The following is a 25,641-nucleotide window of genomic DNA, read 5'->3' on the forward strand; positions in this document are numbered from 1 at the left end:
TATGCTCCCGTTAGTTTTGTTGTAAAATATTGTTGATCTTCTCAGCTACCTGCGGGAATACTTCCTTGACATCCTTAGTGCCGATTCCGATCGGCGTTGTATCGTCGATGGCTTTCATCTCATTGTTGATCTCATTGGTACTCTTCTGAGCTTCTTGTGTATGCTGCTTCTCGGCGGCAAGCACGAAGGCTGCCATGTTTTTGTTAGGAGCGACAGCTTCGAATGCACTTGTAGCACTAGGGATAACAGGCACTCCGTATGCATTTTTATTGCCACCGATGATTTTCTGTGCCTCTTCGTTTTGTGTCATATGGCTAATGAAAAGCTTGGCTGCTTCTGCATTCTTGCTGCTCTTGCTGAGCGCCAATCCGTTAACTTCTTTGGAACCGCCGTTGCCAGGGAATGGCACGAGATCCCATTTAAAGTTCTGTACATCCGCCATCTGCGGCAGGTACCAAGGACCAAAGTCGGTAAACATGCCGATTCTGCCGCCCAGATACCAGTTCATCATGTTCTGGCCTTGTTTCTCACTATCATTAGGTACGATGCCCTCTTGTTTGGTGGAGACAATAAACTCGGCAGCTGCAATCGCTTCCGGTGAATCAAGTGCGGATTTACTCAGATCATCAGTGTAGAACTGGCCGCCGAACGAATAGATCCAGTTGCCGAGCCACAGCGGCTCCGAACCGAAAATTTTGTTGGTCCCTTCACCAGAAGTAAGCTTTTGGGAAATATCCTTGAATTCTTCAGTAGTCATCGGCACGGTTTGACTTGGAAGCGGAATATTATTTTTCTGGAAAAGATCCACATTAATCGCCATTACCTTTGGTTTGATAATGAAAGGCTCGGCATATACTTTGCCATCCACACTCATTGAATCCACAAAGGAAGGCGAGCTGAACAGCGATTTATCAATTTGTAATTCCTGGAAAGCGTTCGCAAAACCCGGTAAATCCCCTCCGGAGATCAGCATGACATCGGGGGTGGTTCCTCCGGCAATCATCGTCTGCAATTTGGTCAGATAGTCCTTTTGAATCCATTGACTTTCTACTTTGATATCAGGGTAAGTCTTCTGGAAGTTGTCAATGGCCTGCTTGATCGCATCAGCTTCACTTTGAGCTCCCCAGAAAGCAAACGTGATCTTCCCTTTGGCAGCCCCGCTGTTTCCGCCGGAATTCGAAGAGCTGCTATCGCTCCCTGAATTGCCGGAACAGGCAGATAAAGCGATTACAACAAGCAGAGATAAAACAATCAAAGACCACTTTTTCATCATGTATTCCCCCTAAGAATGTTTAACTAGTTGATGACCGAATTTCCGCACCACAGCTGCTTCTAATCATCAGCTTGGACGGCAGCACGATCTTTAACGGTACTTCTCTGCCCCCGATACGTTCGAGCAGCATTTTCACTGCGCTCTGTCCCATTTGCTCGGTATAGATCTTCACCGTGGTCAATGGCGGGTTGGCATAAGAGGCCATTTCAATATCATCAATGCCAACTAATGCGATATCTCTAGGTACCTTCAAGCCAGCTTCCTTCAGCGCCCTACCGGCGGCAATCGCCATAGGATCAGAACCAATCAGGAAAGCTTCCGGCAAATTCTGCTTCTCAATCACTTCCTGCATAAGCTGATATCCGGTGGACATGGAGAAATCTTTGCCGATGTGAACATGCTCTGGCAGGTACAAATTCTTTTGCTTCATATACGCTTCAAAGCTGCTTTGCCGTTGGTCCACAGAATCCGTACCGGAGTTGGAACCAAAACGGTTAATGAAATCGCGAGAGCTAATCAGACCGATCCTAGTATAGCCAAGTCCGGTAAGATGATCCAAAGCCGTTCGTGTAACTTTATCAAAATCAACCACAACAGAATCAAAGCGGTTCTCATCCGGCGAGTAATCGACAAAGACGACATTCTGAATCCGGCTAAAGAACAGATTATAAGGATCAAACTCAAACTTCCCGATGACGATCAAACCATCCAATCCTGAAAGGCTTTCATAAGAATCATGGTTCACCCAGCGGATCGTCCGCGTAATGTGAAGCCCCAATTGATTGAATTCCTTCTCAATTTGCAGTCTGATGGACAGGTAGTACGGGTCCTCCGATTCAAATTGTTCCGAACAGAAGGTCACTAGTCCAATCTTGTAATCCTTCAACTGTGCCGCCTGATTAGTCTGACGTCGTTGACTTCCTTTATATTGCAGCTGTTCCGCAGCGGAAATAATCTTTCTTCTTGTCTCTTCCAATACCGAAAGGGAAGGATCTCCGTTCAGCACACGGGAAACTGTGGATGCAGATACACCAGCTAGACTTGCGATATCACGAATAGTTGCCACGACTAATCACCTTTTCACTTCATATTTGGGAAACACCCCTTATGATCATTTTATAATTCCGCCAAGCTTTTGCCAATCAAAATGTATTTTGTTTACTAAACATTAGTGAACTAATGTGTGAATTCAATATAACAGAGATCAAAACGTTTGACAATACCTAATTGTCTCCGCTTACATATTACTTCAGGGTCTGATAATACGGTTATTCTAATCAATAATGACTAAATCAAAGTTTTTGTTTACTATACGTTTCGTAAATAATATACTCTAAACAGTAAACATTAGCCCATTATCTATTTTCGCAAGCAGGAGGCATTATGAAAACTTTAATCAACAACACTTGTCCCACTGTCACTGTCGTCAGCGACAGTCCCTTATTCGACAGCACAACTGAAATCGAAACCGTCACAGAAAATCTGTTCCTGGTTCATATCAAGCTCAAGGCCACACAGAAAGAATATCCTCCAGTGTGCACTGTTGAGTGGTCCATCCCTGCCGTAGATGTTCATTCCTTATGGCACCCTGGAACGGATCGCAATAAAGCGTTTCAGGTGGATTGGGGTGATGGCTTCCAGTCGAAGAGCACTTCCCTGGCACCTGTAGCTTCCCTATACAATCTGGACGGACGAAACCGTTTGACCTTCGCTTTTACCGACGCCTTGAACAATGTATCGATTAAAGCGGGTATCCATGAAGAAGACTCGACCTTCCTCTGTTCTGTTACGTTATTTGAGGAAGCCATGCCGAAGATAGATCATTATGAAGCCACTCTACGAATCGACCGCAGAGATATTTCTTACAATAAAGCGTTGGAGGAAGTAACCGCTTGGTGGGAGACCCTTCCTGGCTACAAACCTTCCGTAGTCCCTGATGTAGCTCTCCGTCCGATGTACTCCACCTGGTATTCCTATCACCAGGAGCTGACCGCAGCCGAATTAGAGGAGCAATCCAAGCTAGCCAAGGAACTCGGCTGTGACACTATCATTGTCGATGATGGATGGCAGACGGACGATAATAATCGGGGTTATGCTTTTACTGGTGACTGGGAAGTGTATGAGGGCAAGATTCCAGACATGAAGTCGCATGTCGATACCGTTCATAAGCTGGGCCTGAAATACATGTTATGGTACTCCGTACCATTCGTGGGCAAGTCCAGCAAAGTATGGAGCCAGTTCGAGAACAAGCTCCTGCGGATTGACGAGAAGCTGAACGCGGGCGTGCTGGACCCACGATACCCGGATGTGCGGGAATATCTGATCAACACCTACGAACAAGCGATCATTGGGTGGGATATCGACGGTCTGAAGCTTGATTTCGTGGATAGCTTCCGCCTAAGTCCGGATCAGCAGGAAGGCACAGCAGAAGGCCGGGATCATGAGTCGGTTCCTGAAGCAGTGGATCGTTTGCTCTCTGATGTCATGGAACGTCTAAGAGCTATCAAACCGGATATTCTCATTGAATTCCGCCAGACCTATATCGGCCCGCTGATGCGAAAATACGGCAACATGTTCCGCGCAAATGATTGCCCTAACGATTCCATTCAGAACCGGGTTCGCACACTAGATCTGCGGCTCCTGTCCGGAAATACAGCTGTTCATTCCGACATGATCATGTTCAATCCCAATGAACCTGTAGAGAGCGCGGCAATGCAATTGGTCAATGTGATCTTCTCTGTACCGCAAATCTCTTTACGACTTAACGAGATTGGTCAGGAATATTTGTCCATGCTGCGCTTCTGGCTGGCATTCAGCAGAGATCATGGAGATGTCCTGCTGCGGGGCGAGTTGTCTCCGCAACAACCGGAGCTGTTGTACCCGCTCGTGACTGCACGCAAGGACGACACTCAGATCATCGCCATTTATGCTGATGTTATTGTGCCTGTAGAGCAGGACTTTACTCAATTATTTATCGTGAACGGCACCTATAGCGAACGGGTAGTAATCAGAAGCACCCTCTCCCCTGCTCGCTATGAGATCCAGGTTAAGGACTGCTGCGGACAAATTATCAGCTCGGAGATCGCAGAAATGGGTAGAGGCTTACTTGAAGTAGCAGTTCCTAAAGCGGGGCTGGTGAGCTTTAAACGAGTGGACGCGTAGTAATCGTGTCTGAACAGATTGTCTTTCTGAGTACTAAAAGGGACTCCTGCTCACAGCGATCAAATATCATACGAACCCAAAAACCGCTGGATTCTTTTAATCCAGCGGTTTTTTATAGTGTTATCCTCTGCAGTAATGAGAAAAGGCATTACCATGTGCATCCTGTAAATGAACGCCCGCTGATAATCCCCCTATCGAATTGTTTCATTTCACATCAAAGCTTGAGCCGTAAACTATTATCCCACTCTTAAGAAAACACGAAGTACTGGCGTATCAGTTGTTTATGCAATTGCGCTTTTTCTGCGTAAAATGACAAAGCTGGCTGAGGAGTGATCAGGGTACAATTGCGGGATGCGCTCTACAATTTGAAAATCGCTGAACTGCGCGAGTCTGCTCAGTAAGTCCCGGTCTTTGATCGTATAAATGACCTGTTCATCATCACCGGTATCAAGTTTGGAGTAAATAACGACGACATCACGTGACGTATTAAGTACATGCGACAGTGTTGCCTGAAAGTGGCCTTCATCAATAATATGGTAAAGTACATCTAAACAGACTGTCATATCGGCCTGCAATCCTTGTTGATCTCCTGTCCAAGTCAGCGGATGGTACGTAGCAAAAGCTTTGGTATGGTCATCGCCGTACTTTTCCCGGCATATTCGTACCGATTCCGATGAAATATCAAGCCCAATGTATTCCGGATAGTTGATTAATCCCAGCTGATGTCCATCGCCGCAGCCAAATTCAATCACCTCGTTGACGTTATAACGCTCAATACAGGCGTTGACAACCGCGGCTTTGAACTCTGCCAGCACACCGTAAGATCCAGATCCCGAGTTTCCGCCTGTCTTATACGTTTGTTCCCAGTAGTTAATGTAATCAAAGGCCATTTGCATCCTCCGTTTGCTTAATTAGTTGTAAGCTCAGGTCCCGGCAATTCAAGAGCCCTTGTATAGAATTGGAACATTGGAAGTCGAGCCCTTCTATAATGGGAGTTGTTAGAAGCATATGCGGGGATTGATGCAATGTGACATTAAAAAGCAAAAAGCGATGATGAGCGAACCGGGAAGTTTGAAACTGTAGGCGCAAAGGTCTCGCCTGAAAGCTTTCCATAGGAAATCTAGCACTGGTACATAGACTGTCGACAGATTTCAACCACTAGAGAGGTTTGACCACCTCCTTGGGCTAAGTACGCCGTGAGGTGCACACGGTGCGGAAGAAGAGGGATCTTCCCCTCCACCAGTCGTCTTAACCGTGAAATAGAGGGCCACCTCCCCAACTAACAGCATTTTTGTACCTTATTTTTCTTTAATTTGTCTACATGAAGGGAACTAAGGGCATTTTTGTATCTTATTTTTCGAAAAAGCGCGCTGGACGGGGTGTTCTGGAAGATTTAAGGTACAATATTGCACTTAATCTTCATTCCCCCTTAGGCTACGGAGAATTTAAGGTACGAAAATGCCGTTAATTACACGTCGACACTTCTTATGGTAAGTTCCCCTTTTCTGGGCTGTGCTTGTTTTGTTTATTTTCCTGCCGATGCCGATTGTCCTGGCCGGCCTAGTAAATGAAACAAGCCCCCTGGCAAAAAGCCAGGGAGCTTGTTATGTCATCCTATTAGAATGTTGCAGCCACTTTAGCTACTTGTTCCAGTCCCTCGGCAATAATAGCTGCCGAACGATCTTGGTTTTGGTTATGACCTTCAATAATAATCTCTTCAGCTTGAATTCCGAACATACCCAGTGCAGTCTTCACTGGCTTCACAGCAGATTCCAAAGCAGACATCGGCTCACTGGAGTATACTCCGCCGCGGGCATTCAGCAACACAACTTTCTTGTCGCCCGCCAGTCCAACCGGACCCTCGGAAGTATATTTGAATGTCTTTCCTGCTTGTGCAAGATAAGAAATATATGTGATGAGCGGTGCAGGTGCCGTGAAATTCCAAAGAGGGAACGCAATGACCACTTTATCAGCAGCAAGGAATTGGTCCAAATAACCGTTCACTGTTGCAGTCAAGGATGCTTCTTCCGGCGTCAAATCCCAACCTTGGCTTATTTTATATAATCCAGTAATGGCAGTGTTGCCATAGTAGGGTAGGTTAGCTTCGTATAGATCCAGCTCTGTCACGGCATCCTGTGGATGTGACTCTTTGTACGCTCCCAAGAACGCTTCATACATTTTCACACTTACCGCTTGTTCTGCCGGACGATCATTTACCTTTACGAATAATACATTTGCCATTTTAATTTCTCTCCCTTTGTCTATTATATTTATAAAGTGCAGCTTCTAAAAATAAGCTTGTTTCTAATGACCTTGTACCTCCTGCGCTCCTTGCAGGTACTGGATCACCTCCTTATCAGAATTTCCATCAGGACTTCAACTTGCTCTGAGCCTGTAAGCCCAGCTTCTTTAACAATTCCGTCAGTTGATGCTTATCCTCATCCGTTAATACAGAGAACATATCGGCTATAGTCTGCGTATGTTTGGGGAAAATATCATCGAACAGAACTTGTCCTTCATCTGTCAGCTTAATCATCACCAATCTCCGATCCTCTGAGCTCACTTCCCTTTGAACAAGCCCCTTCTTTTCCAGCTTATCCACCACGTAGGTGACGCTCCCGCTAGGGATCGAGAATTTCTCGCCGATCTTTTGAATAGCATGAGGACCTTTATTGTATAGAAACTCCAGAATATGAAAGGCCCCGATATCCACTCCGTACCTGCTGATATCCTTCTTCATAAACTCGGATACAGATTGCGCGGATTTCATATATACCCTGAGCAAACGCAGGTCAAGCTGGTGTTGATCATTATCCAAATTCATTTCAATTACCACCTTCATTGACAACTAAAGGGGGATTTTTGAACGTTTTAACCGATTAACGCCCCCCAATTTATAAATAATACCACAAGCCCGAGAATCAATAATACGAAAGGCATTCCCAGCTTGGAGGCAGGATCTTTCACGCGGACATGTGTAGCAACTGCCCCGATCATGGTCACCACAACGACTATTCCACCGATAGCCGCAAATTGTTCTTTCCAGATCCCGATAGCCATGAATACGCCCCCCGCCAATTCAACCAGACCTGTGAAAATACGGAACGCTGCCGGAAGCCCGTAACGCTTGAACTCTTCCACCATCTGCTTCGAACCAAACTTCGTGAAACCGAACATAAGGAAGCCCAAAGCCAAGATGGACTGCAATACAATCGATAAAATACTCATAAATAATATCCCCCATCACTTATAATATAATTATTTATCTTAAAGATATTTATAATAATATTAGGATAATTATCGTAAGTCAATTACTTTTTTTCACTAACAAAAAAAAGAAACCCGAGATCATCAAAATGACCGGGTTTCTCGATACACAAAAAGCTGTAAAGCATCAACTTAACATCAATCCATCGTCCCCACTGCTTTCAGGTTGAACGAACTGCTTGTACTAATGCCGGCTTCATCTCGCAGGGTAGTGAGCGCCGTTTGTAGATCCTCTTTTTTCACGTAAACATAAGGGCTTTTCCAAAGGGTCTCCATATGTAATGAACGAATATGCTCCGGTTTGATCTTAGGGAAATTGAACACCCATTGCTGGAGCTCCTCTCCAGGAATATCTGACTTTACATTATTGCCGATAATGTCGAGCACTCTTCCCCATTGCGAAATCCCTTGAAAAGCACCCAGCTTGTCAACGATCTGCTTGATAACTTGCTGCTGCCGATCATTACGTGCAAAGTCAGAGGACTCGCCGGTGCCTTGATTCGATTTGCGATACCGGACAAAGTCCAGTACCTGTTTGCCATTTAGTTTCTGCAATCCCTTTTTCAAATCGATATTCGTCCCATCTGCAGTATCAATGTATTTCATATCCATGTCGACATCAATGTCCAGTCCGCCCAGCAAGTCTACCGTCTGCCTTAACACATCAAAATTCACCACGACCATATGATCAATTGGAATGCTTAGTAGATCGCTAAAAAATTGCTTCGTATTAGGAATGGCCTGCGACTTATCTTTAATATAGTGGTAAGCATAATAGTAATTGGCTTTGCGGGAAGGCAAAGATTTCGGTTTAAGCAGTAAATCACGCGGCAGCGATAATAGACTGGTGGACCTGGTTTGCGGATTATAGCTGACGAGCATCAGCACATCCGTATTCATCACCCCGCCGCCCCCATCCCGGCTATCTACACCGGCGAGCAGAAAGATCATCGGCTCAATGTTCTCCTTTTTATTATTGTTATCGGTCTCCATTGGAAGAGCCAAAGGTTGAACGACTGCCGCCGGGGCCGCCATACGCTGAATGGCCGTGTCTGTCTTTTGATACAAATATCCCACATACAGCCCCACTCCAACTAGGAGAGCAGCGATGACAAGACTTATACCCGTCACAACTTTGCGGGTCGTGCTCCACTTACTTTTACTTTTACTTTTACTTTTGCTCTTTCTAGACATGATTCTCTCCACTCCACTTCATTAGCGTTCAATACTGTATATATCCAATGTCCATAACCTGCCTTCTACTTCTCAGATGGTTCAATGAAAATTTCATCCTTATGAACTTTAACACTTAGCACCAAACCAATCGCCAGGATATTACTGAGCAGTGAACTGCCGCCATAACTGATGAATGGTAATGAAATTCCAGTCAGGGGCAGCAAACCGATATGCATTCCGATATTTACGGAAACCTGAAAGATTAACATGGCGATAAAACCGACAACCAAATAGGACCCTGCACGTTCTCTACTGTCCATAGCGATAAAGATCATCCGATACACGAGCAGTAAGTACAGAAGCAGCAGCACAGCAGAACCTATAAAACCATAATTCTCCCCAATGACGACATAGATTGAATCAGAATATGCGTAAGGAATAAATCCTCTACGAACATAAACCCCCTCACTTCCGGACAAGCCTCCGGCTCCTATTGCTGTCATTGCATTTTTAACATGCCAAGATTTATCAGGATCACTGGTTGGATCTAGAAAGACTTGAATCCTGGACATTTGATGGGGCTTTACAATCTTGGATAACAATTCGAAGTCGGCATTAAATAACCATAATATAGTTCCAATCGAAGCGATTACTGTGCCAAGAATCAGAATCATATAAATTGCCCGGATATTGCCAACCCAAAGCATGCTAAGTAGTATCCCTACAAAAACTAGCGCCGTACCCAAATCCGGTTGTTGCAAGATTAAGACGAAAGGGAGAACAAAAATTCCGCAGACCGGTAATAAATCTTGAATGAAGCGGAGCTCTCTCCCCTCTCGTTTTCCGAGCACATGGGCAATTAGCAGCACTGTGGAGATTTTCGCCAACTCCGAAGGCTGAAGCTGAAAGCTTCCGATACTAAGCCACCGGGAGGCACCATTAATGTGTTCTCCAACAAACTTGACCAACACGAGCATCCCAATACTCATTCCATAGAGAAGGTAAGCCAGCTTGCCCAATAGAACTTTGTAATCAATCAATGCGATCATTAACATCGGAATACAAAATGCACCAAAGAGATATAGATAATTAATTTGAAGTCCCGCTAGATGTGTATCTGCTGTTGCTCCATGAATAGCAAGGGTTCCAATGGAAACGAGACACGTCACAAGAATAAGTGTGGATAGATCCAGTTTTGCAAACTTGCTGGTGATAAACATATGACTACCTCTATTTTGTTGAATTTCTGGAGTTTTCTTGACGTCTTCTATGGTTATCTCGTGAAATGCTAAGAAGAATCCCGGTACTGGCCAAACATAGAATGAGCGATGATCCACCATAGCTAATAAAAGGGAGCGGTACTCCCGTAATCGGCAGACTGCCAATTACAGATCCAACATTCAGCAGGGATTGAATAAATATCATCATCACAATACCCATTCCCAGCATGAGACCGAATGGATCACTACTCCTTATTGCAGTAATAAACCCTCGCCAGATGAACAGAAAAAATACAACGAAGAGCATAAATGTACCGACAAACCCCAATTCTTCGCCAACCACAGCAAAGATAAAGTCGGTATGAGCTTCCGGCAAATATAATAGTTTCTGCACACCTTGGCCAATCCCGGTTCCAGTGAGGCCTCCATTGCCCAAAGCATATAATGACTGAGTAAGCTGATAGCCCGAGCCTTGCAGATCATCCAGCGGATTCAGAAAAGCGCTGACGCGATCAAGACGATAACTTTTACTAACCGCAAGATAAACAAACATAGGCACGAGAGCCATGCTAAGCAACAACATATGACGGAGGTCAACATCACCGACCCAGAGGATCGTTACTGCAATAAAGAATAGAATCAACACGGTTCCGAAATCCGGTTGTCTCATGATCAGCAGCAGGATCGTGCCGATGACCAAGATAATGGGCAGTAAGCCATTCCGGAAATTACGGATTCGCTCCCCTTTTCTGCTAATGATGGCCGACAAATATACGATAACGGTTAACTTACTAAACTCCGACGGCTGCAAATTAAAACCACCCAGAACAAACCATCGTCTTGCACCATTAATGTCCGCTCCTCCTATTAAGACGAGAACGAGCATGACTAAGGAGAACGTGAGCAGAATCGGCGAAGCTTTTTTCCATACAGAAAAAGGTATACACATAAAAATGAGCATCACAAATAATCCGGTGAGCGCAAATACGCCTTGTTTCATGACGTAGTGCCACGGACTATCATGTTTTATGAAAGCAGCAGGATAACTGGCGCTAAAAATCATAATCAAACCAAATCCGACCAGTAACAGCGTCAAGAAAAACAGGGAAAAATCGGGGCGACCTCTTATTTTAAGTTTCAAATCATAGATCACCTCCACCATGCCAGCACCATTCACGAAAGGATTACTTCAGATTGAGTTCCCCGTGATAAGCCTTCTTAGAAAATAGCTTTAGCTTATCCTGACTTAACTTATAAACGTCCAGACCATTGCCAGCCTCACCCAATGACCAGCCTAGGGCAAGCTCGTTAAAGCCGTCATGATCTAAATCCAGAAATCCGGCATACTCCAGACCATATCCAAAACCCTGGATCTCTGAAACCACTTTCCATTCTTCGTTTTGTTGCTTGAAAAGTGCGGCTTTTAACGGCTTCCCCGCCTCTTTGTTGTCTTCATAGACAACGACAGCTTCATCAATTCCGTCTCCATCCATATCTCCGAAAGAGATATCATGACCCTCTTGTCCCTGTAAAGGGGCGACCAGTTGCGCCTTATCCGGCAACAGCTTGATCAGCTCCTGACTGGTATCATAGCGCTGTTTGCTCGCTTCGGATAAGGGAGGCTTTATCATATCTATAGGTGTTGCCGGAACCCGGCATCCGCCAAGCAACCATAACGTTGTCAGCATGACACCTATTTTTATGAATTTGCTGGACATTGGGATCATCGACTCCTCGCTTATCCGCTCTTTACATATTTTATCTGCGGAAGGGATTAAAGTGGTTATGAAATAGTTAAATTTGCGGATCACTTATACTGGAAGTTCTATTTGAACCCATGTTCCCTCTCCTGGCACACTGTCTATTCTCAATACTCCATGATGCAGCTTAATGATCTGATCCGATATGGACAGACCGAGTCCGCTGCCAGAAGCATGTGGATCACCTTTATAAAATTTGTGCAGTACATTCTCTAAATCAGCCTCTGCGATCCCTGAGCCGGTATCTTCTACCGTAATCACAACTTTTCCCGGAATGGTGTGGGCTTCAATCAGAATATGGCCTGAAGGTGGAGTGAATTTGAGTGAATTATCAATAAGATTAATCATGATTTGCTTGAGACGATTCTCATCTGCTTGAAGGACAGGCAGGGGTTCCTTGACACTTACTTCGAGTGAGATACCTTGCCGGGCCGCTCTTGGGGCCAGTTGCCTCCCGATATGCTGCAGCAATTCCTTCAGATCCACTGGTGCGGGGTCTATGGCTATTCTGCCGTTATCCAGCTTGGAGAAATCGAGCAGCTCGTCCACCATATGAGTTAATCTGTCACTTTCGGATTCAATAATTTCAAGTCCATCTTGAAGCAGAGGCCGGTTCTCGCCCCCATTGGCCTTCAATGTGATGGCCCAGCCTTTTATGGAGGTTAACGGGGTGCGCAGTTCATGGGATACCGATGAGATAAAATCATTCTTAAGCTGTTCACTCTTGGAAATTCGACTCGCCATCATATTCAAAGTATCTGCCAAGGAACCCAGCTCATCCTGATAGCGCTTGTGCACTCTTATGCTGAAATCCCCTTCAGTCATTTTATCTGCGGCTTGTTTAAGGTCTTTGATGGATCTGGTAATAGTCCAAGATAGCAATAAACCAAGAATTGTCACAATCACAATCACCAGCAATCCGACACCGATTAGTAAAATTGTAATTTGATCCACTGTATGTATGGTCTCTGTTAAAGATGTGATGAACCTGACTTCCCCGACGATGACCTCATTTGCTTGTAACGGATAGGCGACTGCTAAAATGGACTCCCCAGTCACAGGGTCCTTCCCTCTCCAGGTGCCAGGCTGACCATGAATCGCTGACTGCACATCCGCAGTTATAACCTTATCGCCTTGAAGTCCATTCGAATCCTGCAAAAGCCGACCCGATGAACTAATAATCTGCACCTGCGCGTCAGAATGGTTAGCAAATCCTTTCAACAGGCGCTCCGATTCCTTCTCCAAATCTTCTTCGGCAAAATACTGCTGAAAAAAAGAAGCGGATAGCTCCGCTTGATTCATCAGGATTCGCTCTATATTGTGAAAATAATAATATCTCACGGATACATTAAGAAAAATCTCAAGTATGAGAACTGTCAGGCAAATGACTACCAGATAACTGCCTACTAATCTTTTCTGAATTCCCATCCCTTTAGCCGTCCTTCCTAAAACGATAACCTACTCCCCATGCGGTCTCGATCCAATACGGATTAGAATCGTCATCTTCGATCTTCTCCCGCAATTTGCGTACATGAACATCTACCGTTTTAGGATCGCCAATATAATCCTCACCCCATACGAGATTCATCAATTCATTCCTGGAGAGTGCAGTATCAGGATGTTCCAGGAACGTTCTGATCATTTGGAATTCCTTCGGCGTTAATTCAATTAAGACATCATGTTTAAAAACCTTATTGGCATTAAGGTCCATCCGGATCGGTCCGGCCTGCAGGACAAGCCTCTGCGGTTTTGCAACGGCTTCTGTACGGCGTAAGATGGCCTTGATACGTGCCACCAGCTCTAATGGATTAAAGGGCTTGACGATATAATCATCAGCGCCGATTTCAAGTCCTTTAATTTTGTCCAGATCCTGTCCACGTGCGGTTAAAAAAACAATAATGACCCCAGGGTCCTGCGCTCTTAGCTTCTGGCAGATTTCAAAGCCGTTACCATCCGGCAGCATAATATCCAGAACGATAACATCGGGATGATTCGTAGTGAAGCTCTGTAAAGCTTCTCCTTGATTTGCCGCCTCACTCACCACAAAGCCGTTATTGATTAAATTAATCGATATAAAACGTCTAATATTATCATCATCTTCAACAATCAGTACATGATTACGAACAGCAGTATCCACGATTTCCACCCCTATTAACCGGTTTCCTGATAAGTAAATACAAAAAAAGCTCTCCCTATAAAGAGAGAGTCTTGGGTGCAGAGGCATATTAAATCACATGTGGATATTACTCTATATTGAGGGGCTTGTCAAAAATAGCTGATTTATTGTACCGTCTCCAGTGTATAGCGGTTGGCCGGAACCTTAAGTCCCAGATTGCCCCTCAGCGTGTCATCCTCGTATTCTGTACGGAAAAGACCCCGCTGCTGCAGGACCGGAACGACCAGATCCACGAAGTCCGCCAGTCCGCCCGGTACAACGGTACGAATATTGAAGCCATCTGCAGCCCCGCCTTCAAACCATTCCTGTATCTGATCAGCAATCTGATCCGGTGTACCAATGAACGAGGTTCTTGGCGTAGAGGCCTGTAATGCTACCTGGCGCAACGTTAGTCCTTGCTCTCTGGCCTGCTGCTTGATCTTGTCCGTCGTACTACGGAAACTATTGCTCCCAAGATCACCGATCTCAGGGAAAGGTTCATCCAGCGGGAATTGGGTGAAATCGAAATGTTCAAAGTAACGGCCCAAATAATTTAGCGCCTGATCGATACTGACTAATTCAGCGATTTCCTGATATTTTTGCTCGGCTTCTTCTTCTGTTCTGCCAACGATTGGACCGATACCCGGAAAAATCAGAATATCCTCTGCTCTGCGTCCATACGCTATCGCTTTTTCCTTAACGTCACTATAAAACTCTCTTGCTTCTTCCAGTGTCTCATGGCCCGTATAGACGGCATCGGCTGATCTTGCCGCCAAATCCTTGCCGGATTCGGAAGAGCCTGCCTGAAATATGACCGGATACCCCTGCTTGGAACGCGCTACATTAAGCGGCCCCTGCACAGAAAAGTGTGTTCCTTTATGATTCAGCGTGTGCAGCTTGGTCCGGTCAAAGAAAACGTCGTTCTCCTTATCTCCGGTAAATGCATCGTCCTCCCACGAATCCCACAAGCCTTTGACTACCTCCAGATGCTCTTCCGCAATTTCGTAGCGCAAAGAATGGTTCGGATGCTCACCTTTACCAAAATTCAGCGCCGATCCTTCCAGTGGTGAAGTCACCACATTCCATCCGCTTCTTCCGCCGTTTATTTGGTCCAGAGAAGCGAATTGTCTTGCAACCGTGAACGGTTCACTATATGAAGTAGATAATGTAGCAACCAGTCCGATGTTAGAAGTGAAGCCCGCCAACGCAGATAGAAGGGTCAGAGGTTCAAAACGATTGAGAAAATGAGGATTGGACTTCTCGTTGATAAAAAGACCGTCGGCGATGAATAGCAGGTCGAACTTCCCTTCCTCTGCCTTGAGCGCCTGCTCTTTGTAGAAATCCAGACTTACGCTCGCGTTGATCGGAATATTAGGGTGGCGCCAAAAGGAGATACTGTTGCCCACCCCGTTCAAGTTTGCTCCTAACTTCAATTGTCTTTTCGCCATGTTTAAATCCTCCTCATATTGTGATATCTATATTGATCATCCTTGAAGACAGATAACGTTCTCATTTGTTCAAGCTGCTGCGAGCGGGTTCTCCCGCAATGCCCAGCTTTGTTCGATCCACCTGCTTAAATTCCTTCACCCTAACAGCCCATGCCGCTCCCAGCAGCGTAATACCCGTAAGGAGAAAAACAACAGGGATTCCAACCCAACCGCCCAGAAAACCGCCAATTAACGGCCCAAGCACAATTCCGAATTGATTTGCGGTCTGGCTCAGACTGACAGCTCTGCCCCGAAAATCGTTGTCGGCATATTTGATAATCAGTGCATTCATAGCCGGGTACACGGCGGCGAAGAACAACCCATAAATAAATCGCAGACTTCCAAAATAAATCAGGTTAAAAGCTGTCAGTTGCAGGAGACTGCCAATCCCGCCGCCCAGCAGACCGATAAACAATGTTTTCTCGTATCCGATCCGACCGCCAATTCTACCCCAACGAGGTCCCATGATCACCGTAGCAACGCCAATCGCTGAGAAGACGATTCCTGCACTAAGTGTGGCATTACTGATATCTCCGCCAATCTGAACAACGTAAATCGTTAGCACAGGTTCGATAATGAGCACGGAAGTCGAGACGAGTAAAATCAGACCATAAATCCGCATTAAACCAGGGTTGGACGCCGCTTTCTTCAAATCACCCAGGATGCTTGATTGCACTACAGTGCGGTGCTCGCGCGATTCTTTTACCCATAGAACCATAAGAGCAGACAAAAGTGTAATCACTCCTGATGCAATGAAACAGCCCCGTAGTCCGATCCAATGACTCAGCACACCACCCACAAGCGGCCCAAGAATCCCCCCGGCAGCGGTTGAGGTCGAGATGACACCCAGTGCATACCCCACATGTTTTTCAGGCGTATTCGTACCAACCAATGTGATGGAAGCTGGCGTGAAGCCGGCCATAAGTCCCTGAAAAATCCGCACCGCAATGAACATATAGGGATCATGGACAAAGTAATTCGCCATATGAGCGATAGCCAGTCCCACGCCTGAACGAATCAGCATCGACTTGCTGCCGTATTTGTCAGCCAGCGATCCCCAAAAGGGAGCACATAATCCGCTAATCAGAAAGCTGATGGAAATCGAAACGCCAGACCAAACCTCCAGTCCATTTTGAATGCCCAGATCTTCTTGCAGAAACAGAGGAAAAAACGGAACAGACAGGGTATAGGCCATATGATTGAAGAATAGTCCCAGCCACAAAATATACAGATTTCGCTTCCAATGCAGCATCATCATTCCTCATAATGTATAATTCCTATAAAATAAGTAGGTATTATTCATATTAGAATACCTCAGGTAGAATGTATAATTGAAAAGTTCAATAGGTTCATTCAAGAATTGAATCACTTCAATCCCCTGAGTTCTCCCAATGCAAAAAGGTTCGTGAATTGCTATATGAGCAATTCACGAACCTTTGTTGTTAAAACGCGATGCGGTCGAGAGGACTCGAACCTCCACAGTATTGCTACCACACGGACCTGAACCGTGCGCGTCTGCCAATTCCGCCACGACCGCATATTATGTATAGTTTGATTCATAACTGGTTTCTCTCAACCAGCGAATCAATCACCGTAATTAAGAATATACTCCTATTCCGAATGAATTGCAAGCATTATTTCAAAAAATCTATTTCATCTTTTAGATTCATAGAATGAATATAGGCATAACCAATCACCTCTATCCAATCTATATATTTCACTTATAAGACTTCGGTGTGTTACAACATAAGAAAGAGTTCACAACGAAGGGAGCATTACTTATGAATCAGTTATGGCATACCGGTACCTATGATAAAGATATGGCGTTTGTCTCACAGTTTGGGGAGTCACTGATTGACCTGCTTCAGCCCCGGCCGGGCGAGCAAATTATCGACTGGGGCTGCGGCACTGGTGATCTCGCAGCAACGATCGCTTCCCATGGCGCAGTCGTCACTGGCATCGATGCTTCTGCCGAAATGATCAGAACGGCACGCAGCAAGCATCCTGAGCTGACCTTTATTGAAGCAGACGGTCAGAACTACGTGGCGGAGCCAGCGGCAGACGCCATTTTCAGCAATGCAGCCCTCCACTGGCTGCTGGATGCTGATGGTGCGGCGGCTTCCATGGCCGCCAGCCTCAGGCCGGGCGGACGTCTGGTCGCAGAATTCGGCGCGCTGGGCAATATTGCGTCCATTGTCGCCGGGCTGCCCCGCGCCTTTGCCGCAATTGGCCAGAGCGACAAGCTGCGCCTGCCCTGGTATTTTCCCAGCACGGGGCAGTATGCCTCCCTGCTGGAGCGCCACGGGTTCACCGTGGACTTCGCCCTGTGCTTCGACCGCCCGACACCGCTGGAGGGCGCGGAGCAGGGCTTTGCGACATGGCTGAATATTTTTGCCAATGGAATTCTGACGACCCTCTCCCCTGCTGAACGTGCAGAGGTGACTTCTTGGATGGAAGAGGAGCTCAAACCGACATTGTTCCAAGAAGGGCGCTGGGTGATGGATTACCGGAGAATTCGGGTCGCGGCTTACAAACGGTAGACAAAACTCTTTTATACAATCATTACCTTGCTGTTGCCGATAGTTTGCCCCACAATAGAGATTGAACGGAAACGGACCGGTCCAAGGAATGCTGCAATACTGGGATTACGATGAAGCATGCTACCTGTATTAGATCGCTTCTGATATCACTATACGTACAGCAAAGCCGCCGGTAATTCCGGCGGCTTTACCCTGTTTATAGATGAGGCATTAGGACTGCTTGTCCACGACGCGCAGTCTCCGGTCGCCGACATATCTGTTGCTTCCCGCGCCAAGTCCCACGAGAAGCAACACTACGCTGGCGCCAAGCAGCAGGATTAGCGGCAGTGTCCAGCTGCCGGTCAGGTCATGCAATAACCCGAACAAAGCAGGTCCCGCTGCCGCCAGCATATAGCCGATGGATTGAGCCATGCCTGACAGCTCGGCGGCTTGCTGTGTGCTCCGTGTCCGCAGGCTGAAGAACATCATCACCAGTCCGAAGGAAGAACCGCCGGCGATCCCGATAGAACACGCCCACAGCAGCATCCATGACGTACTGCCCAGCCATACGCCTCCAATGCCTACTATATAGAGCACAACGATGCCGATAACGAAACTGCGCTGATTTTTCATACGTCCGGCCAGAAGAGGGATAAAAAAGGTGAATGGAAGCTGTGCAAGCTGCATAATGGACAGAATCCATCCCGCATGACTCAGAGTCATCCCCCGTTCCACCAGAATAACGGAAAACCAGGCGATCATGACATAGTAGAGCAGCGATTGCAGGCCCATAAAAATTGTAACCTGCCACGCCAATCTGGAACGCCACAGATTCCCTCCGGTAGCGCGAGCGGCTCCCGGGGAACGCTGCTCGAGATTGCGGATTTGCGGAATCCAGAGCAGTGTTGACAGGGCAGCAATGACAAACCAGATGGCCAGCGTCCCTTTCCAGCCGAGTCCGGTCTGGGTAGCCAGAGGGACACTGATGCCTGAAGCGACAGCGGCGCACAGATTCATGGATACAGAGTAGATCCCGGTCATCAGGCCGGTATTCTGTGGAAATTTACCTTTGATAAGCCCGGGCAGCAGCACATTACAGACCGCGATGGAAAGCCCAAGAATAGCCGTGCCAAGAAAGAGCATCCCCGTCCCCGCAGCAGAGCGGATCAGGATGCCTATCGACAGCAGCAACATAGATGCAACCAACACATTAGCCAGGCCGAACCGGCGAGCCAGCTTGGGGGCAAACGGGGACAACAGCGCGAAGGCTAACAGCGGCAGCGTAGTGATCGCCCCTGCTGCTGTATTGGATAAGCCCAAATCATCGCGGATCGTCTTGACCAGCGGTCCAACGGAAGTAAACGGAGCCCGCAGGGCCGCCGCTACAATTATAATTCCCAGAATAAGCAGCCAGTTGTCCATTCTGGACCGGGATGTGGATTTTTCACCGCCTGCGGCTACTTGTCCTTGTCTTGTGTTCATGATGTTATTTCCTCCTTGGGACCAAAAAAATACCCGCAGGCCAAATACCTGACAGGAATTGAACATGCTATAACCCAACCTATTATACGCTTTGTGCACGGCAAACACAGCATTGACAAATCAAAGATGCCTCTTTAGTATCCTAATAATGGAGATTATACCTGCTAATCCAGTTATAAACCCACCTACTATTAAATAAAAGAAATGAGTGAAGTAAGATGATCCGTCGGTTTGCATCCTATTATCGGCCCTACAGAAAGCTGTTTATCATCGACTTCTCCTGCGCAGTCGGCGCGGGGCTGCTCGAGCTTGCGTTTCCAGTGGCCGTTAACAAATTTATAGACGACCTGCTCCCAGGCCAGGATTGGCCGCTCATCCTCATTGCCTGTGTTGCGCTGCTGGCGATCTACGCCCTCAATACTGTGATGCAGTATATCGTGACCTACTGGGGCCACATGCTGGGAATTAACATCGAGACGGATATGCGCAAAAAAATGTTCGACCACATTCAGAAATTATCGTTCCGTTTCTTCGATAATAACAAAACCGGCCACCTGATCGGCCGGATTACCAACGACCTGAATGATATCGGCGAGATGGCGCACCATGGGCCGGAAGATATTTTCATCGCGGTCATGACCTTGGTCGGTGCCTTTATCCTAATGGCAGACATCAACCTCAAGCTCGCCATCATTACCTTCGTCATCGTTCCTATCATGGCATGGGTCATTATTTACTTCGGGCGCAATATGACTACGACCTATCGCCAGCTCTTCGGCAACGTCGGCAACTTCAATGCCCGTATTGAAGACAATGTGGGGGGTATCCGTGTGGTACAATCCTTTGCCAATGAAGATCATGAACAAGAGCTGTTCGCAGTAGATAACCAAATGTTCCGTCGCACGAAGCTGCTGGCCTATAAAATCATGGCAAAAAGCTTGTCCGTCACCTATATGATGACCCGCCTCATTACCGTCCTGGTGATGATCAGCGGCGCATGGTTCTTTATCCAGGGCGAGCTCGCCATTGGTGAGTTTGTTGCTTTCATCCTGTTGTCCAATGTCTTCTTCCGCCCAATTGAGAAGATCAACGCCGTAATCGAGAGCTATCCTAAAGGCATCGCCGGTTTCAGACGATACCTGGAAATCATAGACACCGAACCTGAGATCAGCGACAAACCGGACGCCGTAGACGTCAATGCATTACGCGGCGACATCGCCTTCCAGAATGTCACTTTCGGTTATGATGAGCAGCGGCCGGTGCTGAAGGGCATCAGCCTGAACGTCAAGGCCGGTGAGACTGTTGCCTTCGTCGGTCCTTCCGGTGCAGGGAAGACAACCATCTGCAGCCTGCTGCCCCGCTTCTATGATGTCACTGGAGGAGCGATTACCGTTGACGGCATCGATATCCGTGACTTGAAGCTGACTTCGCTGCGCAAGCAGATCGGTATTGTACAGCAGGATGTGTTCCTATTCTCCGGCACGATCCGTGAGAACATTGCTTATGGCAAGCTGGATGCCCAGCTGCCTGAGATCTGGGAAGCCGCCCGTCGGGCCCATCTGGAAGAACTCATCCAGAACCTGCCGGAGGGGATGGAGACCGTGATCGGCGAGCGTGGCGTGAAGCTGTCCGGTGGCCAGAAGCAGCGGCTGGCTATCGCGAGAATGTTCCTGAAGAATCCACCGATTCTGATTCTCGATGAAGCCACCTCGGCGCTTGATACGGAGACAGAAGCCGCAATCCAGCAGTCACTGAGCGAGTTGTCCGTGGGCCGGACCACCCTGGTCATCGCCCACCGCCTGACGACCATCAAGAATGCTGACCGGATTATCGTTGTTAACGAAGATGGTATTGCTGAGCAAGGACGCCATGATGAACTGGTTCATGCCGGTGGAATTTACAGCCGTCTGCATCAGGTGCAGTTCAACGCCTAACGTTCAATAACTCAGTAGATGTAACAGAGTATTAACTTTTACTCAAAAGAAAAGCTGTCCCAGCGTTATCTTCATGAACGCGGGACAGCTTCGGTTTAATAGGTTAACCAGAGCTTTCTGGTTGGCCTATTTTTTTGTATACAATGACCTGGAAACAGACAGCCTCCGCAGATGTCAAATTACGATGTCCTGGCTATTGCCCAGGACCAGCTTGACCTTATGGAATACCAGTACAGCGCTTATTTTTTCGCGATATGCACTTTCAGCAGCTTGCCCTTCACGGTAGTCTCCCGCATCGCCTGAAGCACCTGTGGGCCTTTGCCGTTCAGAATATCCACATAGGATACATTATCCTGTATCGTGATGATTCCGATATCTTCTGCCGTCACCCCATCGAGCTTAGCCAGGGTACCGACAAAATCCACCGCCCGAAGTTTCTTCTTCTTGCCGCCGTTAAAGTACAGCTTCATGATATCCTTGCTCAGCCCTTCGCTCCGGTCCTTCTTGCGCACTGGCTGTCTGTTGATCTTCTGCCCGAACGCTTCCTGCGCCGCCGCCACGTCATCCTCAGAAGGAGGCGGCATCACAGGGATGCTGAAGCCAATATAATCTTCAATTTCCTTGACCCATTTTTGCTCATTCGGTGTCACAAAAGTGATAGCTTTACCCGATTTGCCCCCGCGTGCGGTTCTCCCTGTCCGGTGAACATAACTTTCTTTCTCCAGCGGGATATCGTAGTTGATCACATGGGTGATATTGTCGATATCGATCCCTCGCGCGGCTACGTCGGTGGCAATCAAATAACGGAACTGCCCTCTTTTAAAAGCATTCATGACCTCAAACCGTTCATCCTGCATCATGCCGCCATGGATCTTGTCGCACGGATATTCCAGATCGGCCAGGCCGCGGAACAAATCGTTCACCTGCTCTTGGGTCCGGCAGAAGATGATGCAGCTGTCCGGATTCTCCACCGTGAGAAGATCGCTCAGCAGCGAGAATTTGGCTGCCTGTCTTACTTCAATAAGAGCATGATCGATAGTCGCCGTGGTGATACCGCTGGCCTGGATCTCAATATCCACAGGGTCATTCATGTACTTGCGGCAGAGATTCTTGACCTTGTCCGGCAACGTTGCGGAGAATAACAGGGTCACCCGATCACTCGGCAGCTTCTTGATAATTGCCTCCACTTGCTCAATGAAGCCCATGTTAAGCATTTCATCCGCTTCGTCAATAATGAGATACTTCAGTCGATTCAGCGGCAATGTGCCTCGTTCGATATGGTCAAACACGCGTCCGGGTGTCCCCACCACGACATGTGTTTTTTGTGTAAGCTCTATTTTCTGCGGGGCAAAAGGCGATTTGCCGACCAAGGCTACCGCTTTGATCCGCTTAAGGCGCCCGATGTTAGTAATATCACTCTGCACCTGCGCAGCAAGCTCCCGTGTAGGCGTCAGGATCAGCGCCTGCGGCTTATTCTCTGCCCAATCCACCAGCTGACAGACCGGAATGCCGAAGGCCGCTGTTTTTCCGCTGCCGGTTTGTGATTTTACGATCAGATCCTGCCCTGTCAGCGCCGTGGGAATAACCTTACTCTGTACTTCTGTAGGTGTTGCATAAGAGAGTGCCTCCAATGCTTTTAAAATATCTTCTTGTAGTCCATAATCCTTAAATTGTAATCCGCTCATTATTCAACCTCTTCTTTACCCAAGTAGCAGCTAGCTGCCCGCATTCCATTCCTTGTAGAACTCCTCTAGAAAATGAAGCATAAACCCATGCCGTTCCTCGGCCAGCTTACGCCCGTAAGACGTATTCATCAGATCTTTCAGCTTCAGCAGCTTTTCATAAAAATGATTGACCGCCGTTCCTTTACTGTAATCCCGGTATTCCGCTTTCAGTGACTCCTCGCGCGCCGGCAGGCCGGGATCATGCATTGGGCGTCCTTTCGCTCCCGAGAATACGAACGTGCGGGCAATACCGATCGCACCAAGTGCATCCAGACGATCCGCATCCTGTACTACCTGTCCTTCCAGCGTCTTCATCGGTTGCCCCCCGCCACCGCTGTAAGACATAGTGTCAATGATCTCGAGGATATGATCAATCTGACTATGATCCTCCAGACAGGACAGAAGCCAATTGCGGACCTTCTCCATTCCAGCTTCCTTAGAGGGGTTCAATTTCTCGTCGGCGACATCATGCAGCAGCGCCGCCATGGCACAGATGAAGGGGTCTGCCTGTTCCTGCGCCGCAATGACACAGGCGGTATTTCTGACTCTATCGGAATGCCACCAATCATGGCCCGTCGTATCCTGGCCCAGTTGCGCCTGTACAAAATCCTCTGTGCGGGAAATAATGTGTGAGGTGTTCATGGGTTTGCTCCCTTTTCGCGATAAATAATAGTACAATGAATCCATTTCATAAATCCATAAGTGAGCCTTCGGATTGAAATCCGCATTATGAAGTGGATTCACATGGACGTCTCATTATAGCCTACACACAGCCATTCGCCTACTTTATTTGAGACTACATGAAAAGTATTGGCTTGCAAGACCTAACATTATCCGTTATAATCTGCTGTAACCATGAAGAAAAAGGAGCTGATTCACCATGTGTCTTACTACAACGACCCTTATATTGAATCAACTCCATCATTACTACAAACAGCGTTAGCACCCCTGTAACTATTCAGGGTGGGCTAACGCTTTCGCGTTTGGCCTCCCTGCGGCATATGAGAACGCGCAGGACCAAGAGGTCCTGCGCGTTTTTTTGTTCTTTTTTATCTACTACCATGCCAATTTAAAGGAGCTGCCAACCATGCAAAATGTTAAAGGAACCTATGATTACTTCGGAAAAGAGCAACGTCTACGGAAAAAGGTTCAAACCCTCCTCGAAGAACAATTCGCGCTATATGATTATGAATCTATGGACACCACATTGCTGAACGAATTGGAACTACTGACCTCAAAGTATGCCGGAGGTGATGAGATCCTGAAGGAGATGTACCAGCTCAGCGATCAGGGAGAACGCAGATTGGGACTTCGTTATGATCTAACCATTCCTTTTGCCAAGGTGATTGCTCTGAATCCCGGGATTGAGCTGCCGTTCAAGCGTTATGAGATCGGAAAAGTGTTCCGTGACGGTCCGGTCAAGCGGGGACGGCTGCGGGAATTCCTGCAATGTGATGCCGATGTCGTCGGCATTTCCGGCCCTGAGGCAGAAGCCGAGCTGATGCAGCTCGCAGATGAGGTCTTCCGTAAGCTGGAGATCCCTGTCTTGATGAAATGGAACAACCGGCGCTTTCTGGGCGAGATTCTTGAAGCTCTTGGCGTCCCAGCCGCCGACAGCTTATCGGTAATGCTAACCCTAGATAAGCTGCAAAAAGTCGGTGTCGCTGGCGTGAAAAGTGAGCTGACGGCTAAGGGACTTAACAGCGATACAACCGCCGCCATTCTCGAACTGATCGGGCTGGAGAATCCCGGCTTTGAACAACTGTGTAGTAAGTACAACCTGACCGGACAACCTGGGGCTGTGGAGGTACTGGCCCTTCAGACCCTGATCTCAAAAATCGGGCTGCAGGAGATCTGTCAATTCGATCCGTTCCTGTCGCGGGGCCTCTCCTTCTACACCGGTACGGTATATGAAATTTTCGATGCCTCCGGCACTTTCACTTCCAGTCTCGGCGGTGGCGGAAGATATGACGCCATCATTGGGAAGCTCGTTGAACGGGAAGATATGGCGTACCCGACGGTTGGATTGTCTTTTGGCATGGAATCGATTATGGCACTCCTGGGTGAACGCAAGATGGAGGAGAATAACGCCTCCGTCATGATTGTCCCAATAGGCGACGATACACTAGCGCAGGCTCTGATGACCGCCGCCCAGCTTCGTAAGGAAGGTATCCGTACCTCTATTGAGACCGGGAAGCGGAAGCTCAAAAAAGTGTTGGCCTCTGCCTCCACCAAGGGCATCCGATATGTGGTCCTGATCGGTGAAAATGAAGCTAACGAAGGGATTGTACGGCTGAAGGATATGCGGGAGCAATGCGAATATGCAGTCGTTCCAGATGAAGCTATCTACCTGATCACCAAGTAGTTGAGCTTAGCGGATCAAAAAGTGATCCAGTGACTTAAGAAGCCCTTGCGAATCTTCTCCGATATAAGCTGGCTGCATGGTAGCCCAAAACCGCTGACCTGTGGGGCCTGCTGCTTT

General features: G+C 47.4%; 21 protein-coding genes and 1 tRNA gene. 4 read left to right on the plus strand and 18 right to left on the minus strand.

What is annotated here, in order from left to right; translation table 11 throughout:
• Nucleotides 1-10: 10 nt before the first annotated feature.
• Nucleotides 11-1,273, minus strand: a complete 1,263-nt coding sequence (locus tag ACFVU8_RS19940; protein ID WP_387429606.1) for an ABC transporter substrate-binding protein — start codon at nt 1,271-1,273, stop codon at nt 11-13.
• A gap of 19 nt (nt 1,274-1,292) precedes the next feature.
• Complete coding sequence (locus ACFVU8_RS19945) at nt 1,293-2,339, minus strand: LacI family DNA-binding transcriptional regulator (RefSeq protein ID WP_066372014.1); 1,047 nt, start codon at nt 2,337-2,339, stop codon at nt 1,293-1,295.
• A gap of 317 nt (nt 2,340-2,656) precedes the next feature.
• Here ACFVU8_RS19945 and ACFVU8_RS19950 point away from each other — a divergent pair, with 317 nt between their 5' ends.
• Entirely contained in the window at nt 2,657-4,435 is a 1,779-nt protein-coding gene (locus ACFVU8_RS19950; RefSeq protein WP_387429608.1) for a glycoside hydrolase family 36 protein, read from the plus strand.
• A 281-nt stretch (nt 4,436-4,716) separates the two neighbouring features.
• On the opposite strand, the gene ACFVU8_RS19955 is transcribed toward ACFVU8_RS19950, so the two are convergent.
• From ACFVU8_RS19955 to ACFVU8_RS20015, 13 genes are all read right to left on the minus strand, one after another.
• Entirely contained in the window at nt 4,717-5,325 is a 609-nt protein-coding gene (locus ACFVU8_RS19955; protein ID WP_387429611.1) for a methyltransferase, read from the minus strand.
• A 727-nt stretch (nt 5,326-6,052) separates the two neighbouring features.
• Nucleotides 6,053-6,676 (minus strand): FMN-dependent NADH-azoreductase, encoded by a 624-nt coding sequence (locus ACFVU8_RS19960; RefSeq protein WP_379468624.1) that lies wholly within the window; start codon nt 6,674-6,676, stop codon nt 6,053-6,055.
• Between the two features lie 127 nt (nt 6,677-6,803).
• Nucleotides 6,804-7,259, minus strand: a complete 456-nt coding sequence (locus ACFVU8_RS19965) for a MarR family winged helix-turn-helix transcriptional regulator (protein ID WP_379468622.1) — start codon at nt 7,257-7,259, stop codon at nt 6,804-6,806.
• A 47-nt stretch (nt 7,260-7,306) separates the two neighbouring features.
• Nucleotides 7,307-7,663 (minus strand): DoxX family protein, encoded by a 357-nt coding sequence (locus ACFVU8_RS19970; protein ID WP_175370449.1) that lies wholly within the window; start codon nt 7,661-7,663, stop codon nt 7,307-7,309.
• A 177-nt stretch (nt 7,664-7,840) separates the two neighbouring features.
• Entirely contained in the window at nt 7,841-8,896 is a 1,056-nt protein-coding gene (locus ACFVU8_RS19975) for an LCP family protein (protein WP_387429613.1), read from the minus strand.
• 65 nt (nt 8,897-8,961) lie between these two features.
• Nucleotides 8,962-10,098: an FtsW/RodA/SpoVE family cell cycle protein gene (locus ACFVU8_RS19980; protein WP_379470363.1), complete on the minus strand. Its 1,137-nt coding sequence runs from the start codon at nt 10,096-10,098 to the stop codon at nt 8,962-8,964.
• Nucleotides 10,099-10,108: 10 nt separating this feature from the next.
• Complete coding sequence (ftsW, locus tag ACFVU8_RS19985) at nt 10,109-11,239, minus strand: putative lipid II flippase FtsW (protein ID WP_387429616.1); 1,131 nt, start codon at nt 11,237-11,239, stop codon at nt 10,109-10,111.
• Between the two features lie 43 nt (nt 11,240-11,282).
• Nucleotides 11,283-11,816 (minus strand): hypothetical protein, encoded by a 534-nt coding sequence (locus ACFVU8_RS19990; protein ID WP_175370445.1) that lies wholly within the window; start codon nt 11,814-11,816, stop codon nt 11,283-11,285.
• A 93-nt stretch (nt 11,817-11,909) separates the two neighbouring features.
• The gene (locus tag ACFVU8_RS19995; protein WP_387429618.1) at nt 11,910-13,286 is read right to left on the minus strand and encodes a sensor histidine kinase; all 1,377 of its coding nucleotides are present in this window, start codon (nt 13,284-13,286) and stop codon (nt 11,910-11,912) included.
• Nucleotides 13,287-13,290: 4 nt separating this feature from the next.
• Nucleotides 13,291-13,995 (minus strand): response regulator transcription factor, encoded by a 705-nt coding sequence (locus tag ACFVU8_RS20000; RefSeq protein ID WP_387429621.1) that lies wholly within the window; start codon nt 13,993-13,995, stop codon nt 13,291-13,293.
• Between the two features lie 143 nt (nt 13,996-14,138).
• A complete protein-coding gene (locus ACFVU8_RS20005; RefSeq protein WP_379470355.1) occupies nt 14,139-15,461 on the minus strand; it encodes an LLM class flavin-dependent oxidoreductase in 1,323 nt (440 codons plus the stop codon).
• Between the two features lie 61 nt (nt 15,462-15,522).
• On the minus strand, nt 15,523-16,758 hold the full coding sequence (locus ACFVU8_RS20010; protein WP_379470353.1) for an MFS transporter: 1,236 nt from the start codon (nt 16,756-16,758) through the stop codon (nt 15,523-15,525).
• Between the two features lie 195 nt (nt 16,759-16,953).
• Nucleotides 16,954-17,037: transfer RNA gene (locus tag ACFVU8_RS20015), tRNA-Leu, on the minus strand.
• Nucleotides 17,038-17,281: 244 nt separating this feature from the next.
• Here ACFVU8_RS20015 and ACFVU8_RS20020 point away from each other — a divergent pair.
• Nucleotides 17,282-18,040: a class I SAM-dependent methyltransferase gene (locus tag ACFVU8_RS20020; RefSeq protein WP_387429624.1), complete on the plus strand. Its 759-nt coding sequence runs from the start codon at nt 17,282-17,284 to the stop codon at nt 18,038-18,040.
• Between the two features lie 210 nt (nt 18,041-18,250).
• Here the strand turns inward: ACFVU8_RS20020 and ACFVU8_RS20025 are convergent, their stop codons facing one another.
• Nucleotides 18,251-19,501: a CynX/NimT family MFS transporter gene (locus ACFVU8_RS20025; RefSeq protein ID WP_387429626.1), complete on the minus strand. Its 1,251-nt coding sequence runs from the start codon at nt 19,499-19,501 to the stop codon at nt 18,251-18,253.
• Between the two features lie 218 nt (nt 19,502-19,719).
• On the opposite strand from ACFVU8_RS20025, the gene ACFVU8_RS20030 reads away from it, so the two are divergent.
• Entirely contained in the window at nt 19,720-21,435 is a 1,716-nt protein-coding gene (locus ACFVU8_RS20030) for an ABC transporter ATP-binding protein (protein WP_387429629.1), read from the plus strand.
• 239 nt (nt 21,436-21,674) lie between these two features.
• On the opposite strand, the gene ACFVU8_RS20035 is transcribed toward ACFVU8_RS20030, so the two are convergent.
• Nucleotides 21,675-23,120 carry a DEAD/DEAH box helicase gene (locus ACFVU8_RS20035; RefSeq protein ID WP_387429632.1) on the minus strand — a complete coding sequence of 482 codons (1,446 nt, stop codon included), beginning with the start codon at nt 23,118-23,120 and terminating at the stop codon, nt 21,675-21,677.
• A gap of 30 nt (nt 23,121-23,150) precedes the next feature.
• Entirely contained in the window at nt 23,151-23,801 is a 651-nt protein-coding gene (locus ACFVU8_RS20040; RefSeq protein WP_387429635.1) for an HD domain-containing protein, read from the minus strand.
• A gap of 445 nt (nt 23,802-24,246) precedes the next feature.
• Between ACFVU8_RS20040 and ACFVU8_RS20045 the strand changes: the two genes are divergently transcribed.
• Nucleotides 24,247-25,524, plus strand: coding sequence for a histidine--tRNA ligase (locus ACFVU8_RS20045; protein ID WP_387429637.1), 1,278 nt, complete (start codon nt 24,247-24,249; stop codon nt 25,522-25,524).
• Nucleotides 25,525-25,641 lie beyond the last annotated feature (117 nt).

It is taken from the genome of Paenibacillus sp. NPDC058177, from assembly GCF_042883835.1.
Lineage (GTDB): Bacteria > Bacillota > Bacilli > Paenibacillales > Paenibacillaceae > Paenibacillus_AQ > Paenibacillus_AQ agri.

Coding starts and splice junctions, on each gene's coding strand:
- ACFVU8_RS19975 (WP_387429613.1), bottom strand. CDS start 8,896: ATGTCTAGAAAGAGCAAAAGTAAAAGTAAAAGTAAAAGTAAGTGGAGC.
- ACFVU8_RS20040 (WP_387429635.1), bottom strand. CDS start 23,801: ATGAACACCTCACACATTATTTCCCGCACAGAGGATTTTGTACAGGCG.
- ACFVU8_RS19970 (WP_175370449.1), bottom strand. CDS start 7,663: ATGAGTATTTTATCGATTGTATTGCAGTCCATCTTGGCTTTGGGCTTC.
- ACFVU8_RS20035 (WP_387429632.1), bottom strand. CDS start 23,120: ATGAGCGGATTACAATTTAAGGATTATGGACTACAAGAAGATATTTTA.
- ACFVU8_RS19980 (WP_379470363.1), bottom strand. CDS start 10,098: ATGTTTATCACCAGCAAGTTTGCAAAACTGGATCTATCCACACTTATT.
- ACFVU8_RS20045 (WP_387429637.1), top strand. CDS start 24,247: ATGCAAAATGTTAAAGGAACCTATGATTACTTCGGAAAAGAGCAACGT.
- ACFVU8_RS19950 (WP_387429608.1), top strand. CDS start 2,657: ATGAAAACTTTAATCAACAACACTTGTCCCACTGTCACTGTCGTCAGC.
- ACFVU8_RS20030 (WP_387429629.1), top strand. CDS start 19,720: ATGATCCGTCGGTTTGCATCCTATTATCGGCCCTACAGAAAGCTGTTT.
- ACFVU8_RS19995 (WP_387429618.1), bottom strand. CDS start 13,286: ATGGGAATTCAGAAAAGATTAGTAGGCAGTTATCTGGTAGTCATTTGC.
- ACFVU8_RS20010 (WP_379470353.1), bottom strand. CDS start 16,758: ATGATGATGCTGCATTGGAAGCGAAATCTGTATATTTTGTGGCTGGGA.
- ACFVU8_RS19960 (WP_379468624.1), bottom strand. CDS start 6,676: ATGGCAAATGTATTATTCGTAAAGGTAAATGATCGTCCGGCAGAACAA.
- ACFVU8_RS20025 (WP_387429626.1), bottom strand. CDS start 19,501: ATGAACACAAGACAAGGACAAGTAGCCGCAGGCGGTGAAAAATCCACA.
- ACFVU8_RS20020 (WP_387429624.1), top strand. CDS start 17,282: ATGAATCAGTTATGGCATACCGGTACCTATGATAAAGATATGGCGTTT.
- ACFVU8_RS19955 (WP_387429611.1), bottom strand. CDS start 5,325: ATGGCCTTTGATTACATTAACTACTGGGAACAAACGTATAAGACAGGC.
- ACFVU8_RS19965 (WP_379468622.1), bottom strand. CDS start 7,259: ATGAATTTGGATAATGATCAACACCAGCTTGACCTGCGTTTGCTCAGG.
- ACFVU8_RS19990 (WP_175370445.1), bottom strand. CDS start 11,816: ATGTCCAGCAAATTCATAAAAATAGGTGTCATGCTGACAACGTTATGG.
- ACFVU8_RS20005 (WP_379470355.1), bottom strand. CDS start 15,461: ATGGCGAAAAGACAATTGAAGTTAGGAGCAAACTTGAACGGGGTGGGC.
- ACFVU8_RS19940 (WP_387429606.1), bottom strand. CDS start 1,273: ATGATGAAAAAGTGGTCTTTGATTGTTTTATCTCTGCTTGTTGTAATC.